Source organism: Streptomyces sp. LUP47B (genome assembly GCF_001746295.1).
Classification (GTDB): domain Bacteria; phylum Actinomycetota; class Actinomycetes; order Streptomycetales; family Streptomycetaceae; genus Streptomyces.
Window position 1 is genome coordinate 156,040 of sequence record NZ_MJAH01000010.1, and the last position, 15,334, is coordinate 171,373.

Consider the following 15,334-nt stretch of genomic DNA (forward strand, 5'->3'; position numbering starts at 1 on the left):
AAAGCTCCGGTCACCCGGAATGACTACGGCGGATCACGTCGGGTTCACCCCCCGATGGCGGCGAGGGCCTTCTTGACGAGAGCGCCACGGTCGGCCGCCGCGGTGACGTGCTCCAGGCCGAAGCCCAGCAGCACGGTGTCGTTCGTGGTGACCGCGCCGTACGTCTTGAACAGCTCTCCGGCGCGCCCCCAGTCCTTGACGACCGCGGGGCTGCCCGCGGGTGGCCCGGGCACGCTCCACGCGCCGAGCGAGGTCTCGAAGCCCTCCGTCTCGACGGCCTGGCCGCCGACGACGACGGAGGTGTTGTCGAGGAGGACACCGCGACCGCCGGACCCGGGGTCGGTGATGTAGCTGAAGGACAGCTCGACCTTCTTGCCCGCGTACGCGGAGAGGTCGAAGGAGACCTCCTGCCAGCCGGCCGACGCCCCGGTGAGACTGTTCCACTGGCCGCTGGTGCCGGAGGCCGTGCAGCCGCCGGTGCCCTGCGTCAGATACCGCTTGAGCGCGGGGTGGGCCGCGATGAAGAACCCGGCCTCGCACTCGGCGGGTACGGCGTTGGTGGTCGCACCGTTCTTCTCCGGGAGGGTGGTCCAGTCGTCGGCCCCGGCGGTGTGCGCCTCCAGGACGGCGTGGTCGTAGCCCTCCTCGGTGTCCCACAGCATCCGGGTGCGCAGCGTGGGCGCCTGCGCGGCGGTCACCTGGGTGAGGTCGACGGTGCGGGTGAGGCGGTTCCAGGCGTAGTCGCTGTGTGTGACGGCCGCCATGGACGTGCCCTCGTACGGTCCGTACGGGTTGGGCGTGCCGGGGTATGTGCCGGCTCCCGCGCTCGCGAACTGCGGGAAGGTCGCCGCGGGCAGGTTGTCCGAGGTGACGCTGAAGGATCCGGCCGCGTCCAGCGGGTTGCCGGGGGCGGCGCCGAGGCTCGCGCCGGCTCCGGCGAGTTTGCCGGTGCCCTGGAAGGCCGTGGCGCTCGGCAGGGTCGTACGCGTGTAGGCGCCCAGGTAGTACTGGCTGAAGTCGTTCGACAGGGTGCCGCCGCCCAGGTCGACGTTGCCGCCGGCCCGCTCGCCGGCCTCGATCAGCTTGCCGCCCTCGTTCAGGAAGGCGCGCAGCTGAAGCTGGGTGGGGTTGCCCGGGACGGTCGCGCCCGTGTAGTGGACCACGGTCCTGAAGTGGTCCAGCACGCCGAGCGCGTCGGGCGCGCCCTGCGTGGCGACGTTCCAGACGATCGCCCTGCGGCCGGCCGCCTTGAGGGCGTCCACGTAGGTCTGCGCCTGTGTGGCGGTCGCGCCCTCCTCGGCGACCACGAGCACGTCCGCGCGCGGCCGCTCGGCCACCGTGTAGGTGAAGTGCGCGCTGGAGCCGGTCTTTCCGCTCTTCGTCCGGCCGGTGAACCAGACCTCGACCTTGTCGCCCGGGTCGGCGTCCTCGACCTTGGCCCGGTACTCGTCGAAGTAGAGGTTGTCCTCACCGCCGTACGTCTCGCCGCCCTTCCAGGCCCGGAGCGTCTCGTCCTTCGTACGGCCGCCGTTGACGCGGTACTTGAGCTCCTTGTCGCGCACCGCCTTGCGTACGACGACGGAGACCTCCTGGTCCGCGCCGCGCGCGTAGGACGTGGTGAACGGCTTCGGGGTGAAGTCGGCGGCCTTCAGACCGAGCGACGACTTCGGCTGGTCGGGCCCCGCCGCGGACTCGGCGACGGAGAGCGCGAACGGGATGTTCTTCTCGAACTCCTGCTGGATCAGCTTCTCGTCGTCCGGGAAGTTGAAGACCGACTGGCAGTCCGCCGCGTTCCACTGGTCGTTCGGGTCGAGATCCGAGGCGGTCTGGCAGGTCGACATCTCGGGGGTGAACATCGCCAGGCCGTTGACGTTCGACGCGTGGCCGTCCGCCTCGCCGTTGGTGGTGTACAGCTCCGAGGAGACCTGCGGACGGTAGCCGGGTATCGCGGAGTTGTCCGGGGTGCCGGCGAGCGCCTTGTACATGATGTCGTCGGGCGTGTCGGTGGCCACCTGCCAGCCGACGCCGTAGAGGAGGAGTTCGGCGGCGGAGTGGTAGTTGATGCCGTAGGTGAAGCCGATCCGCTTCTCGAAGGCGTCCAGGGCCTTGGTCTCGGGCTCCGAGGAGGGGGCCGCGCCGCGGTAGGTCTCGCTGGTGGGGTTGGGGGACGAACCCTCGTTGTCGTAGCCCCACTTGTAGGAGAAGTTGCGGTTGAGGTCGACGCCGTCGCCGACGCCTATGGTGCCGTCGGCGTTGTTGTCGTGCAGGTTCTTGCGCCACAGGCGGTTGTCGTCGCTCTGGAAGGTGTAGTCGTAGCCGTCGGGGTTGGCCGACAGGACGAACCACAGCTCGGTGGAGTCGACGATCTTCTTGAGGCGCTTGTCGGTCTTGTAACCGTCCACGTAGTAGTGGAGCAGCCGCCTGGTCATCTCCGGCGTGATCCACTCGCGCGCGTGCTGGTTGGACATGTAGAGGACGGAGGGTTTGGCGCCGTCCTTGGACTTCTTCGCGTTCTTGGTCAGTTTGAGCGCGAGGATGTCCTTGCCGTTCACGGTCTTGCCGATGGAGACGACCTTGGTGAGGCCGGGGTTGGCCCGGGCCGTCGCGAGGATCTCCTCCTGGAGGCCGCCGCTTCCGCTGTACGGCCGGAACACGCCCTCCGCGGCCTTGTCCACACGGGCCTCGGCCTTGGCGGTCAGGGTGTGCTCGGTGAGCTCGACGCCCTGCCCTTCGAGCTTCTCGGCCTCCTGGTCGGTGAGGTAGACCTCGACGGTCGCGGTGCCCTTCGCGGGCACCTGCTCGCTCAGTTCGCGGCCGTCCTGCCCGGCCGCCAGCAGCAGGGGTACCTGCCCGCTGGTCACCTCGGCGCGGAAGACCTTGACTTCGTTCGGATCAGGAGAACTGGCGCTCTCAGCGGCCTGGGCGACGGGCGCGATGCCCGCGCCGCCGAGCAGGAGCGCGCCAATGGCGAGGATCGGTCTCGCTCTTCGTCTCATGAGCCCCCCTTGCGGTGGTCCGCCACAGCAGCGAACAGATGCCAGGCTCATGACAGTTGACGCTCCAGTCAAGGGCGCCTCACGAATACGCAAACGCCGGTGCCGACGCCCCAAGTGGGCGTCGGCACCGGCGTGGTGAGGGACGGTCAGCCGACCAGGTTGTCGGCCATCTCCTCGGTGATGCTGGACTCCGTGCCCGGAATGCCGAGATCGGAGGCGCGCTTGTCGGCCATGGCCAGCAGGCGGCGGATACGGCCGGCGACGGCGTCCTTGGTCAGCGGCGGGTCGGCGAGCGCGCCCAGCTCCTCCAGGGAGGCCTGCTTGTGCTCCATGCGCAGCCGCCCGGCGGCGGCGAGGTGCTCGGGCACGTCGTCGGCGAGGATCTCCAGGGCCCGCTGGACCCGGGCTCCGGCGGCCACCGCCGCGCGCGCGGAGCGGCGCAGGTTGGCGTCGTCGAAGTTGGCGAGACGGTTCGCCGTGGCCCGCACCTCGCGGCGCATCCGGCGCTCCTCCCAGGCGAGCACCGACTCGTGGGCGCCCAGCCGGGTGAGCAGGGCACCGATCGCGTCCCCGTCCCTGACGACCACGCGGTCCACGCCGCGGACCTCGCGGGCCTTGGCGGCGATCGAGAGGCGGCGGGCGGCGCCGACCAGGGCGAGCGCGGCCTCGGGGCCCGGGCAGGTCACCTCCAGGGAGGAGGAGCGGCCGGGCTCGGTGAGCGAGCCGTGCGCCAGGAAGGCTCCGCGCCAGGCGGCCTCGGCGTCACAGGTGGCGCCGGAGACGACCTGCGGGGGGAGCCCCCGGATCGGGCGGCCCCGGCCGTCGACCAGGCCGGTCTGGCGGGCCAGCTGGTCACCGCCGGCCACGACCCGGACGACGTAACGCGAGCCGCGGCGCAGTCCGCCCGGTGCCATCACGATCAGTTCGGAGGTGTGGCCGAAGATCTCCAGGATGTCCCGCTTGAGTCTGCGGGCCGCCATCGCGGTGTCCAGCTCCGCCTCGATCACAATGCGCCCGCTCACCAGGTGGAGGCCGCCGGCGAACCGCAGGACGGCGGAGACCTCCGCCTTTCTGCAGCAGGTCCGGGTGACGGGGAGCCGGGAGATCTCGTCCTTCACCGCTGCCGTCATCGCCATGGGCCGATCCTTCCATGCATCCGAAAAATACGGTCGTACGCGGCGGCCAACAGCTCCGGGTCGTGCCTCGGGGTCCCGTCGGGCCGGGCCACCGGCGCCAGCTCGACCGCGGCGCCGAACCGCTTGGCGGCATCGGTCAGGGAATCGCGGTCGGGCACGGCGGCCTGGTCGGCCAGCACCACGTCCAGGGCGAGTTTAGGGGCGTGTCGTCCCAAAACCTCCAAATGACGCTGCGGGGAGAAGCCATCGGTTTCTCCCGGCTGCGGTGCGAGGTTCAGGGAGAGTACCCGGCGCGCCTTCGTCTCGGTGAGGGCGTCCAGGAGTTCGGGCACCAGCAGATGCGGGATGACCGAGGAGAACCACGAGCCCGGTCCGAGGACCACCCAGTCCGCGTCCCGGACCGCCTCCACCGCCTCGGGGACCGCGGGCGGGTCGGGCGGCACGACGTGCACCGACTGCACCTCGCCCGGGGTCAGGGCCACGGTCGCCTGTCCCCGTACGGTCTCCACGTCCTCGGGCCGGTCCGGGTCGTGCCCCTTGACCAGGGCCTGGAGCTCCAGGGGTACGGCGGACATGGGCAGCACGCGTCCGTGTGCGCCGAGGAGTCTGCCGACCAGGTCGAGGGCCTGGACATGGTCGCCGAGCTGCTCCCACAGGGCGACGATGAGCAGGTTGCCGACCGCGTGTTCGTGCAGGTCGCCCTTGGACTGGAAGCGGTGCTGGATGACCCGGGCCCAGGTCTGGCCCCAGTCGTCGTCGCCGCACAGCGCGGCCAGCGCCTTGCGCAGGTCGCCGGGCGGCAGGACGCCCAGCTCGTCGCGCAGGCGCCCACTGGAGCCGCCGTCGTCGGCCACGGTGACGACGGCGGTGAGGTCGCCGGTGATCCGGCGCAGTGCGGCGAGTGAGGCGGACAGGCCCATGCCGCCGCCGAGCGCGACCACCTTGGGCTGGGCGCCGCGCCGACGGGGTCTTGCCCCCCTGGCCTCGACGGGCCGGGTCGCGCGCCCTTCGGGAACGACCCTGCGCAGCCTGCTCAGCCGCGGACTACGTGCGGTCATTCCCGTCCCATGTCCCGGTGTACGACCACCGTCTCCACACCCTCGGCCGCGAGGCGCGCGGCGAGCTTCTCCGACGTGGCGACCGAGCGGTGCTTGCCGCCGGTGCAGCCGATGGCGATGGTCACGTACCGCTTGCCCTCGCGGCGGTAGCCGGCCGCGATGAGGCGCAGCAGCTCGGCGTAGCGGTCGAGGAACTCCTTGGCGCCGGGCTGGTTGAAGACGTACGCCGACACCTCCTCGTTGAGGCCGGTGAAGGGGCGCAGCTCCGGGACCCAGTGCGGGTTGGGCAGGAACCGCATGTCCGCGACCAGGTCGGCGTCGACCGGGAGACCGTACTTGAAGCCGAAGGACATGACGGTGGCCCTGAGCTCGGGCTCCTCCTCGCCGGCGAACTGGGCGTCCATCTTGGCGCGCAGCTCGTGCACATTGAGGCTGGAGGTGTCGATGACCAGGTCGGCGTCGCCGCGCAGCTCGCGCAGAAGCTCGCGCTCGGCGTCGATGCCGTCGACGATGCGGCCGTCACCCTGGAGCGGGTGCGGGCGGCGCACGGACTCGAAGCGGCGCACCAGGGCCTCGTCGGAGGACTCCAGGAAGACGATCCGCCGGGTGACGTGCTTGGCCGCCAGGTCGGCGAGGGATTCGCGGAGGTTGTCGAAGAAGCGCCGGCCGCGGACGTCGACGACCACGGCGATCCGCGCGACGTTGCCCTGGGAGCGGGCGCCGAGCTCCACCATGGTGGGGATCAGCGCGGGCGGGAGGTTGTCGACGACGAACCAGCCGAGGTCCTCGAGACACTTCGCGGCGGTCGAGCGCCCGGCGCCGGACATCCCGGAGATGATCACCAGCTCGGGGATGGCCGCCTCGGGAACTCCGGCCGCGTCGGCGGGCGCGCCCGCACTCGCCTGTGCGTCCTCTGCGCCCTGGTCCTGTTGTTCTTCGTGCTCGTTCACATTCATGTCTCCTGCCCCCGTCGTTCGTCCGGGGCACCCGCCGTCACGGGTTCCCCACCGGAACCCGTGGTGCCGGGTTCCTCCTCATCCATGATCTCTCCAGTCGCCGTGTTGACGGCGGGCGCGGCCGGGGCCGCCTGGGCGAGGGCCACGGCGATCGTCTCGGCCGTCTTGCGGCCTATGCCGGGGACCTCGCAGATCTGGTCGATGGTGGCGGATCGTAGTTTCTTCAAGGACCCGAAATGTTTCAGCAGGGCCTGCTTGCGCGTGTCCCCGAGCCCGGGGACGTCGTCGAGCGGGCTCGACCGGAAGCGCTGGGCCCGCTTGGTGCGCTGGTAGGTGATCGCGAAGCGGTGGGCCTCGTCACGGACCCGCTGCAGAAGGTACAGGCCTTCGCTGGTGCGGGGCAGCACGACCGGGTCGTCGTCGTCCGGCAGCCAGACCTCCTCCAGGCGCTTGGCGAGGCCGCAGACGGCGATGTCGTCGATGCCGAGCTCGTCCAGGGCCTTCTTGGCGGCGGCGACCTGGGGCTGTCCGCCGTCGACGACGACGAGCTGGGGCGGGTAGGCGAACTTCTTGGGGCGGCCGTCGTCGTCCTTGAGGCCGCTCTCGGTGGTGCCCTCCTCAGGAAGGTCGTCCACCCACTCGCCCGTCTTCTCCTTCTCGGCGAGATAGCGCCGGAACCGGCGGGAGATCACCTCGTGCATGGACCGGACGTCGTCCTGCCCGGCGAAGCCCTTGATCTGGAAACGGCGGTACTCGCTCTTGCGCTGGAGTCCGTCCTCGAAGACGACCATGGAGGCGACCACGTCGTCGCCCTGGAGGTGGGAGATGTCGTAGCACTCGATCCGCAGGGGCGCGCTGTCCAGGTCGAGGGCCTCGGCGATCTCCTCCAGGGCACGCGAGCGCGTGGTCAGGTCGGAGGCGCGCTTGGTCTTGTGCAGGCCGAGCGCCTGGAGGGCGTTGCGCTGCACGGTCTCCATGAGGGCCTTCTTGTCGCCGCGCTGCGGGATGCGCAGGGAGACAGCCGAGCCGCGGCGCTCGGTCAGCCACTCCTGGACCGGCTCGACCGGGTCGGGCAGGGCCGGGACGAGGACCTCCTTGGGGACCGAGTCGCCCTTCTCCTCGCCGTAGAGCTGCTGCAGGGCATGCTCGACGAGGGCGCCGGTGGTGATCTCCTCGACCTTGTCGGTGACCCAGCCGCGCTGGCCCCGGACCCGTCCGCCGCGCACGTGGAAGATCTGGACAGCGGCCTCCAGCTCGTCCTCGGCGACCGCGATCAGGTCGGCGTCGGTCGCGTCGGCGAGCACCACCGCGCTCTTTTCCATGGCCTTCTTCAGGGCCCCGATGTCGTCGCGCAGGCGAGCCGCCCGCTCGTACTCCATCTCCTCGGCCGCGTCCTTCATCTGCTGCTCGAGACGGCGGATGTAGGTGCCGGTACGGCCGGCCATGAAGTCGCAGAAGTCCTCGGCCAGGTCGCGGTGTTCGTCGGCGGAGACGCGGTCGACACAGGGCGCCGAGCACTTGCCGATGTAGCCGAGGAGGCAGGGGCGGCCGGTGCGGGCGGCGTTCTTGAAGACGCCGGCGGAGCAGGTGCGGACCGGGAAGACGCGCAGGAGGAGGTCGACGGTGTCGCGGATCGCCCACGCGTGCCCGTACGGCCCGAAGTACCTGACGCCCTTGCGCTTCTGGCCGCGCATCACCTGCACGCGCGGGAATTCCTCGTTCATCGTCACCGCGAGGTACGGGTAGCTCTTGTCGTCGCGGTACTTGACGTTGAACCGGGGGTCGAACTCCTTGATCCAGGAGTACTCCAGCTGGAGGGCCTCGACCTCCGTGGACACCACCGTCCACTCCACGGACGCGGCCGTGGTCACCATGGTGCGGGTGCGGGGGTGCAGGCTCGCCAGGTCCTGGAAGTAGTTCGCCAGGCGCTGGCGCAGGCTTTTCGCCTTTCCGACGTAGATCACCCGGCGGTGCTCGTCGCGGAACCTGTACACCCCGGGAGTGTCCGGGATCTCCCCTGGTTTGGGGCGGTAGCTGGAGGGGTCGGCCATGTCTCACACCCTACTGGCGAGGGCTGACACTCCGGTGAGCCTGTGGACAACGGGCAGGGTCTGTCGGGCGGATCCTGACGGAGAGGCCGGGTCAGCGGCCTGTCCGGACGCGGGCGTACCCGGCGGGGGTGCCGGCCTCGACGATCACGCTGGACCTGACCGACCGCGCGGAGTCTGCTGGAACGCGACGGGATATGTCGTCCGCGTCGCACTGTCGGGTACCGAGGCTCTCGCACGGGCCGCGGAGCTGACCACGGACGTCGTCCTGGTCGATCTCGACCTCGACGGCGAGAGCGGATTCGACGTCGGGGTGGAGCTGGCCCGCAGTGTCTCCTGCGTCATCATCCTGATCTCCACGCACGCGCTGGACGATGTCCAGGAGCTGGTCGCCGGCAGTCCGGCGCGCGGCTTTCTGCCCAAGTCGGCGCTGTCGGCGCGGGCGATCAGGGAGTTGCTGGGCGGCGACGGGGAGGCCCTGCCGACCTGAAACGGAGGGGCCGCCGTCCGGCCGGGAGTGCGCCATCGTTCGGCGACAGGTGTTGTCGGGACTTGGTCAACACGCTTCAATGCGGAGGAACTCGGGGCCGGGAACGACGGCGTACGGATGTGAAGCCTCCTTTCGGCACTGCCGCGGACAGCCCCGACGCACCCTCACGAACGGCCTGACCAGCCGCCCGGACCTGTACAGAAAGGCCCCTGCATGCCGCACGCCACACAGCACGCGGACGTCGCGACCGTCGCCGACGCGGAACTGGACACGGCCCTGCGAGGCGGCCCCTTCCACGTCGCACTGCGCGCCGCGATCGCCGCCCGGGGGCTGCCGCTGCAGCGCGTCCAGCACCATCTGACGCGGTACGGGGTCAGGGTGGGCGTCACCAGCCTGAGTTACTGGCAGCAGGGTGCCCGGCGCCCGCAGCGTCCCGAGTCGCTGCGGGCCGTACGGGCGCTGGAGGAGATCCTGCAGCTGCCGGAGGAGTCGCTGATCCGGCTGCTCGCCGAGCACGACGACCGGTCGGGCGCCGTGCAGCCCGCGGCCCGTTCCTACCGCTCCCTCCTCGCGGCCTCGGACGTCCTCGTACAGCTGCTGGGCGAGCTGGACTCGCCGCCCGACGGGGGGCTGCACACTCTCGGCCACCACGAGCGAATAGACATAGGGGCGCGCCGCGAGCTGCGCGGCCGCGAGTCGCACCACATCGTGCGCGCCCACCGTGACGGCGTAGACCGTTTCATGGCCGTCCACCACGGCGACCCGGGGTGCAGGCCGGAGCTCATGACCGTGCACGCCCTGGAGAACTGCCGTACGGGACGCGTCCGTTCGCACCACGACACGGGGGTGCTCGTCGCCGAGCTGCTCCTCGACGCCAGGCTGCGCGCGGGTGACACCTTCCTGTTCCGCTACGGCGTCGAGGACGGCACGGCCGGAGTGTCCCGCGAGTACGTCCGCGGCTTCGGCTCACCGGGCGGCCAGTACGCGCTCCAGGTCCGCTTCGACGCGAACGCCCTGCCCCTGCGCTGCCACCGCTTCGCCCAGCACTCCCCCGCAGCCCCCCGCAGCGGCCGCCAGGAACTGGCCCTCACCGGCCACCACCACTCGGTGCACCTCGTCGAGCAGCGGGTGCGATCGGGGGTCGTGGGGATCGGGTGGGACTGGGAGTGAGCGGGGCGCCGTCAGGTCGGTGACTGCACGTAAACGCTTGCGCAATCGTTTACGTCCGCTGTCGAATGGGATACCTTCCGGGCCGTGGGCCGCCGTTCCGGTGCCCCCTGGGCGTCCTTGTGGGAGGGGAACCCGATGCCGACCATGGCCGACGTGGCACGCAGCGCGGGTGTGTCCGTGGCGACCGTCTCGCACGTCCTCAACGGCACCCGGCCGGTCCTGCCCCACACCCGCCAGGCCGTGCTGGACGCCGTCGACGAGCTCGGCTACACCCCCAACACCCTCGCCCGCTCCCTGGTGACCTCCCGCACCCGCTCCATCGGGCTCGCGGTGTCGGCGATCAGCAACCCGTACTTCACGGAGATTCTCCAGGGCGTCGAGGCGGGTGCGCTGGAACACGGCTACAGCCTGCTCATCGCCGATCCGCACGACGACCCCGACCACGAGTGCAAGGTCGTCCAGCTGCTGCACGAGAGGCGCGTGGACGGCATGATCGTCGCGCCGTCGGCGGACCCGCGCGAGCTCGTCTCCTATCTCGGGCGCCACCGGGTCCCGACGGTGTTCCTCGACCGGGTGATCGACGGAGTGATCGACGGTGTGACCGGTACGGTCGGCGGTGCGGTCGGCGGAGTGACCGAAGGTGTGGTCGGCGGAGTGACCGAGGGTGTGGTCGAGGACCCGGCGGGCGGCCCGCAGCGGTTCGACCAGGTCTGCGCCGAGAACACCGGGCCGATGGCGCGGCTGGTCACCCATCTCGCCGGACTCGGCCACCGGCGCATCGGCCTGGTGGCGGGCCGGCCCGGGCTGAGCACCACCGCCGAACGGATCACCGGATACCGCCAGGGCCTCACCACCACCCGTCTCCCCTACGACGACGACCTCGTCGTCCACGGCGACTCCGAGTCGGCCGGAGCCGAACGGGCCACCGCCGCCCTGCTCTCCCTCGCCGCACCGCCCACCGCCCTCGTCACCGCCAACAACGCCATGACCATCGGCGCGCTGCGCGCCCTGCGGGACCGCGGTCTGTCGGTACCGGACGACCTCGCCCTGTGCTGCTTCGACGACTTCGCCTGGGCCGACCTGTTCTCGCCCCGGCTCACCGCGATCGCCCAGCCCAGCAGGGAGATCGGCGCACAGGCGGTCCGTGTGCTCCTGGAACGCCTCGCCGCGCCGGACCGGCCCGCCCGGACCGTGCGCCTCGACTGCACGTTCGTCCACCGCACGTCGTGCGGTTGTCCCGACTCCGGGGAGCGGGGGCGGTCATCGCGGTCGTCCCAGTCCTTCCAGACCTCCCAGACCTCCCATCCCTCTCAGCCTTCCCAGCCCTCGCAGTTCGAGAAAGGAAACGTCTCGTGATCGTCGTCGCCGGTGAGGCCCTGATCGACCTGGTACCGCAGGGCAGGGGCGCCCTCGCGAGCCTCACGCCGGCGCTCGGCGGTGGTCCCTACAACACCGCCGTGGCCCTGGGCCGGCTCGGCTCCCCCACCGCCTTCTGCTCCCGCACCTCGCTCGACGCCTTCGGGGAGGCCCTGCTCGACGGGCTGCGGGAGGCCGGGGTGGACGTGTCCCCCGTGCAGCGCGGTGCGGAACCCACCACGCTCGCCGTCGCCACGATCGACACCAAGGGCTCAGCCGCCTACTCCTTCTACGTCGACGGCACCGCCGACCGCCTCTTCGCCGCCCCCGCCGCACTCCCCGCCGACACGCGTGCGGTGTCCTTCGGCACCTGCTCGCTCGTCCTGGAACCGGGGGCGAGCGCCTACGAGGAACTGCTGCGGACCGCGGCGGCGCAGGGTGTGTTCACCGCCCTCGACCCGAACATCCGTGCCGGGCTGATCCCCGACGCGGACGCCTACCGGGCCCGCTTCAAGAGCTGGCTGCCGTCGGTCTCGCTGCTCAAGCTCTCCGAGGAGGACGCGCTGTGGCTGGGCGGCACCCCTCGCGAGTGGCTGGCCTCGGGGCCCTCGGCCGTCGTGGTCACCCATGGCGGTGACGGGCTGACCGTGTTCACGCGGGACGGGGCGGTGCTTGCCGTGCCGGGCGAGAAGGTCGACGTCGTGGACACCATCGGCGCCGGCGACACCGTGAACGCGGCCCTGCTGCACGGCCTGGGCGCCCTCGACGCGCTGTCCCCGGCGGCGCTCGCGGATTTGGGCGTCGAGGACTGGACCCGGCTGCTGCGGTTCGCGGCACGCGCGGCCGCGATCACCTGCTCACGGGCGGGGGCGCAGCCGCCGTACGCGTCCGAACTCGGCGGACTGTAGGCACTGACGAGACCCGTATCGGTCGGCGCGGGGCGGTACGTCGGCCCAGGGGCTGGCGACGGAGTAGCGCCCGCAGCTCGACGAACTGGGCGCGCCGGAACGAGCGGTGCCCCGCGGGGAGTTCCCGCGGGGCACCGCTCGCTGCGTGTCTTCTCCGGATGTGCTCGGCCCGCCGGTCCGGTGTCTCAGGCCTTGCGGGCCCGGGTCGCCTTCTTGGCGGGCGCGGCCTTCTCGGTTGTCGTCGTCCTGGCCGTCGCCGTCTTCTTCGCCGTCGACTTGGCGGCGACCGTCTTCTTCGCCGCCGCCGTCTTCCTGGCCGGTGCCTTGCGCGGGGCCTTCACCGCGGCCCCGTCGCTGATCCGGTCGGCGCCGAGGATCTCCCTGAGGAACTTGCCGGTGTGGCTGGCCGGGACTCCGGCGACCTCCTCCGGGGTGCCCTCGGCGACGACGAGTCCGCCGCCCGCGCCGCCCTCGGGGCCCATGTCGACGACCCAGTCGGCCGTCTTGATCACATCGAGGTTGTGCTCGATGACGATGACGGTGTTGCCCTTGTCGACCAGGCCGGACAGGACCTTCAGCAGCTTGCTGATGTCCTCGAAGTGCAGACCGGTGGTCGGCTCGTCCAGGACGTAGACCGTACGGCCGGTGGACCGCTTCTGGAGCTCGCTGGCGAGCTTCACGCGCTGGGCCTCGCCGCCGGACAGGGTGGTCGCGGCCTGGCCGAGACGGACGTAGCCGAGACCGACGTCCTTGAGAGTGTTGAGGTGGCGGGCGATCGCGGGGACGGCCTCGAAGAACTCCGTCGCCTCCTCGATCGGCATGTTCAGGACGTCGGCGATGGACTTGCCCTTGTAGTGGACCTCCAGGGTCTCCCGGTTGTAGCGGGCGCCGTGGCAGACCTCGCACGGGACGTAGACGTCCGGGAGGAAGTTCATCTCGATCTTGATGGTGCCGTCGCCCGCGCAGTTCTCGCAGCGGCCGCCCTTGACGTTGAAGGAGAAGCGGCCGGGCATGTAGCCGCGGACCTTCGCCTCGGTGGTCTCGGCGAACAGCTTGCGGACGTGGTCGAAGACGCCGGTGTACGTCGCCGGGTTCGATCGCGGGGTGCGGCCGATGGGCGACTGGTCGACGTGCACAACCTTGTCGACGAGGTCGTCGCCGTCCACGCGCGTGTGCCGGCCCGGGACGCTCCTGGCGCCGTTGAGCTCGCGCGCCAGGTGCGTGTACAGGATGTCGTTGACCAGGGTCGACTTGCCGGAGCCCGAGACGCCGGTGACCGCGGTGAACACGCCCAGCGGGAAGGACACGTCGATGTCCTGGAGGTTGTTCTCGCGGGCTCCGTGCACCGTGAGCTTCCGGGACGGGTCCAGGGGGCGACGGATGTCGGGCAGCGGGATGGCCTTCTTGCCCGACAGGTACTGGCCCGTCTCCGACTCGGCGTTGGCGAGCAACTCCTTCAGGGAGCCGCTGTGCACGACCTTGCCGCCGTGCTCGCCCGCGCCGGGGCCGATGTCGACGATCCAGTCGGCGACCTTGATGGTGTCCTCGTCGTGCTCGACGACGATGAGCGTGTTGCCCATGTCGCGCAGCCGGACCAGGGTCTCGATCAGCCGGTGGTTGTCGCGCTGGTGCAGGCCGATGGACGGCTCGTCGAGGACGTACAGGACGCCGACGAGTCCGGAGCCGATCTGGGTGGCCAGACGGATGCGCTGGGCCTCGCCGCCGGACAGGGTGCCGGCCGCGCGGTTCAGCGAGAGGTAGTCCAGGCCTACGTCGACCAGGAACTTCAGCCGTTCGTTGACCTCCTTGAGCACCCGCTCGGCGATCTTCTTGTCACGGGCGCTGAGCTTCAGCTCACCCAGGAATTCCGCGCAGTCGCTGATGGACATGCCGGAGACCTCGGCGATCGACTTGCCCATGACGGTGACCGCGAGGACGAGCGGCTTGAGACGGGTGCCCTCACAGGTGGGGCAGGGCACCTCGCGCATGTAGCCCTCGAAGCGCTCGCGGCTGGCGTCGCTCTCGGACTCGCTGTGCCGGCGCTTGACGAAGGGCACGGCACCCTCGAAGGGCGTCGTGTAGACCCGCTCGCGGCCGTACCGGTTGCGGTAGCGGACCTCGATCTGGGTCTTGTGGCCGTACAGCAGGGCCTTCCTGGCACGCTGCGGCAGCCCGGCGAAGGGGATGTCCGTCCGGAAGCCCAGCGCGTCCGCGAGGGCGCCGATCAGACGGCCGAAGTAGTCCTTGGTGTGGCCGTGCGACCAGGGGTGGATGGCGCCCTCGTCGAGGGACTTGTCCTCGTCGGGGACGATCAGCTCGGGGTCGACCTCCATGCGCGTGCCGATGCCGGAGCAGTCGGGGCAGGCGCCGAAGGGCGAGTTGAAGGAGAAGGAGCGGGGCTCCAGCTCCTCGAAGGACAGGTCGTCGTACGTGCAGTACAGGTGCTCCGAGAACATGCGCTCACGCTCGGGGTCGTCCTCGGGGAGGTCGACGAAGTCGAGCACGACCATGCCGCCGGCGAGGCCGAGGGCGGTCTCCACCGAGTCGGTGAGACGGCGCTTGGCGGACTCCTTCACCGTGAGGCGGTCGATGACCACCTCGATGGTGTGCTTCTCCTGCTTCTTCAGCGTGGGCGGGTTGGAGAGCTGGATGGTCTCGCCATCCACGCGCGCACGGCTGTAACCCTTGGTCTGGAGGTCCGCGAAGAGATCGACGAACTCTCCCTTGCGCTCGCGCACCAGCGGCGAGAGCACCTGGAAGCGGCTCCCCTCCGGCAGCTCCAGGACCTTGTCGACGATGGCCTGCGGCGACTGGCGCGAGATCGGGCGGCCGCACTCAGGGCAGTGCGGCTTGCCGATGCGCGCGAAGAGCAGGCGCAGGTAGTCGTAGACCTCGGTGATGGTGCCGACCGTCGAGCGCGGGTTGCGCGAGGTCGACTTCTGGTCGATGGAGACCGCGGGCGAGAGGCCCTCGATGAAGTCGACATCGGGCTTGTCCATCTGGCCGAGGAACTGGCGGGCGTACGAGGAGAGCGACTCCACGTAGCGACGCTGGCCCTCGGCGAAGATGGTGTCGAAGGCCAGGGAGGACTTGCCCGACCCGGACAGGCCCGTGAAGACGATGAGCGAGTCGCGAGGCAGGTCGAGCGAGACGTTCTTCAGGTTGTGCTCGCGCGCGCCACGGACGATGAGACGGTCGGCCACGCCGGTCCGCACC

Annotated in this window: 10 protein-coding genes; 4 read left to right on the forward strand and 6 right to left on the reverse strand. The window is 70.7% G+C overall.

Going from position 1 to position 15,334, the window contains the following annotated elements; genetic code table 11:
- Positions 1-44 precede the first annotated feature (44 nt).
- The 5 genes from BFN33_RS28750 to uvrC form a co-directional block, all read right to left on the reverse strand.
- Positions 45-2,996, reverse strand: coding sequence for a M14 family metallopeptidase (locus tag BFN33_RS28750; RefSeq protein ID WP_069763051.1), 2,952 nt, complete (start codon positions 2,994-2,996; stop codon positions 45-47).
- A 146-nt stretch (positions 2,997-3,142) separates the two neighbouring features.
- Positions 3,143-4,132 (reverse strand): DNA-binding protein WhiA, encoded by a 990-nt coding sequence (gene whiA / locus BFN33_RS28755; protein ID WP_069763052.1) that lies wholly within the window; start codon positions 4,130-4,132, stop codon positions 3,143-3,145.
- On the reverse strand, positions 4,123-5,190 hold the full coding sequence (gene yvcK, locus BFN33_RS28760) for a uridine diphosphate-N-acetylglucosamine-binding protein YvcK (RefSeq protein WP_069763053.1): 1,068 nt from the start codon (positions 5,188-5,190) through the stop codon (positions 4,123-4,125). Before yvcK ends, whiA begins: the two co-directional genes overlap by 10 nt.
- The gene (gene rapZ, locus BFN33_RS28765; protein WP_069763054.1) at positions 5,187-6,146 is read right to left on the reverse strand and encodes an RNase adapter RapZ; all 960 of its coding nucleotides are present in this window, start codon (positions 6,144-6,146) and stop codon (positions 5,187-5,189) included. The genes yvcK and rapZ overlap by 4 nt, the downstream gene beginning before the upstream one ends.
- Positions 6,143-8,197 (reverse strand): excinuclease ABC subunit UvrC, encoded by a 2,055-nt coding sequence (gene uvrC, locus BFN33_RS28770; RefSeq protein ID WP_069763055.1) that lies wholly within the window; start codon positions 8,195-8,197, stop codon positions 6,143-6,145. The genes rapZ and uvrC overlap by 4 nt, the downstream gene beginning before the upstream one ends.
- Here uvrC and BFN33_RS54610 point away from each other — a divergent pair.
- The 4 genes from BFN33_RS54610 to BFN33_RS28790 all read left to right on the forward strand — a co-directional run bounded on the left by BFN33_RS54610 (position 8,196) and on the right by BFN33_RS28790 (position 12,118).
- Entirely contained in the window at positions 8,196-8,684 is a 489-nt protein-coding gene (locus BFN33_RS54610; RefSeq protein ID WP_256122894.1) for a response regulator, read from the forward strand. The two genes, uvrC and BFN33_RS54610, sit on opposite strands and share 2 nt — an antisense overlap.
- 213 nt (positions 8,685-8,897) lie before the next feature.
- A complete protein-coding gene (locus tag BFN33_RS28780) occupies positions 8,898-9,854 on the forward strand; it encodes a hypothetical protein (protein ID WP_069763056.1) in 957 nt (318 codons plus the stop codon).
- Between the two features lie 135 nt (positions 9,855-9,989).
- Positions 9,990-11,210, forward strand: a complete 1,221-nt coding sequence (locus BFN33_RS28785) for a LacI family DNA-binding transcriptional regulator (RefSeq protein WP_069763057.1) — start codon at positions 9,990-9,992, stop codon at positions 11,208-11,210.
- Positions 11,207-12,118: a carbohydrate kinase gene (locus BFN33_RS28790; protein WP_069763058.1), complete on the forward strand. Its 912-nt coding sequence runs from the start codon at positions 11,207-11,209 to the stop codon at positions 12,116-12,118. Before BFN33_RS28785 ends, BFN33_RS28790 begins: the two co-directional genes overlap by 4 nt.
- A gap of 185 nt (positions 12,119-12,303) precedes the next feature.
- Here BFN33_RS28790 and uvrA read toward each other — a convergent pair whose 3' ends face one another.
- Positions 12,304-15,321 carry an excinuclease ABC subunit UvrA gene (gene uvrA, locus BFN33_RS28795; protein ID WP_069763059.1) on the reverse strand — a complete coding sequence of 1,006 codons (3,018 nt, stop codon included), beginning with the start codon at positions 15,319-15,321 and terminating at the stop codon, positions 12,304-12,306.
- Positions 15,322-15,334: the final 13 nt, after the last annotated feature.

Excerpts from the sequence above, each read along its gene's own strand:
- BFN33_RS28785 (WP_069763057.1), top strand. The coding sequence starts at position 9,990 with ATGCCGACCATGGCCGACGTGGCACGCAGCGCGGGTGTGTCCGTGGCG.
- whiA (WP_069763052.1), bottom strand. The coding sequence starts at position 4,132 with ATGGCGATGACGGCAGCGGTGAAGGACGAGATCTCCCGGCTCCCCGTC.
- rapZ (WP_069763054.1), bottom strand. The coding sequence starts at position 6,146 with ATGAATGTGAACGAGCACGAAGAACAACAGGACCAGGGCGCAGAGGAC.
- yvcK (WP_069763053.1), bottom strand. The coding sequence starts at position 5,190 with ATGACCGCACGTAGTCCGCGGCTGAGCAGGCTGCGCAGGGTCGTTCCC.
- uvrC (WP_069763055.1), bottom strand. The coding sequence starts at position 8,197 with ATGGCCGACCCCTCCAGCTACCGCCCCAAACCAGGGGAGATCCCGGAC.
- BFN33_RS28750 (WP_069763051.1), bottom strand. The coding sequence starts at position 2,996 with ATGAGACGAAGAGCGAGACCGATCCTCGCCATTGGCGCGCTCCTGCTC.
- BFN33_RS54610 (WP_256122894.1), top strand. The coding sequence starts at position 8,196 with ATGTCTCACACCCTACTGGCGAGGGCTGACACTCCGGTGAGCCTGTGG.
- BFN33_RS28780 (WP_069763056.1), top strand. The coding sequence starts at position 8,898 with ATGCCGCACGCCACACAGCACGCGGACGTCGCGACCGTCGCCGACGCG.